This is a genomic window from Streptomyces katrae, assembly GCF_000966975.1.
Taxonomy (GTDB): domain Bacteria; phylum Actinomycetota; class Actinomycetes; order Streptomycetales; family Streptomycetaceae; genus Streptomyces; species Streptomyces katrae.
In genome coordinates this window covers 1-791 of sequence record NZ_JZWV01001509.1, presented here as the reverse complement: position 1 = coordinate 791, position 791 = coordinate 1, and the positions used below count along the sequence as shown (strand labels likewise).

At 68.8% G+C, this 791-nt stretch carries 1 protein-coding gene; it reads left to right on the top strand.

Going from position 1 to position 791, the window contains the following annotated elements:
- Positions 1 to 452 precede the first annotated feature (452 nt).
- The coding region (locus VR44_RS45745; protein ID WP_045952375.1) for a hypothetical protein at positions 453 to 791 on the top strand (339 nt) is incomplete at its 3' end.

Genomic DNA, 791 nt, shown 5'->3' with positions numbered 1-791 from the left:
GCTCTGACCTGCCGGTGCCCGGCGTACTCCGGCCTCGGACACCGACTCCGACGGGGACCTGAGTCAGGTCAGCAGCGGATACCGTCAGCCCGCAGTCGGCCGGTTGGCCACACATACCCAGTCGGGTGCCCCAAAGCGGCGGCACCAGAGGCTGAGTGGAGTCGAGGACCCGGCAGGTCATCCGCAGATACTGCTGAGGACCGTCGGTTCCGAGTAGCACCGTCACCGGCACCCACGGGTTCCGGCCGGCCGGGGAAAGGGCGACCCATCCCCGGTGTGGGCTGCTGCGCGGGTAGGAGCCGCTACGGCAACCCCAAGCAGGGGCTGATCTCCTATGCGGACCAGCCGAACCCTTATCCCGCGACGCCACTTGCATAGCGCCGGTGAGCACTTGGCCCACTCGACCAGGGTGGCCGCCTAGGCTACGCGGGCTCAGAGGACCGGCGGCGACGATGCCGGCCCGTGCCAGCAACCAAGGCCGCCCCCAGAGCAAGGGCGGTACCGCCGGCACCCAGCGTCCAACGGGTCGCGGCATCGGACCCGGTCTTCGCCAACGCGCCATCCGGGCCGGAATCGCGCTGTCCGTCGCCCGTGAAACCGACGTCCGTCACGGTCTGGTCGTTACGGTCCATCTGACCGGCTTCGCCGCTGCCTGCCCCAGAAGCATTTCGATCCTCCTCGCCATTGCCGGGGTCTTCACCGCTGCCGGGATACTCGCCATTGCCGGGCTCTTCACCGTTGCCAGGGTCTTCACCGTTGCCAGGGTCTTCACCTTTCCCGGGATCCTCGCC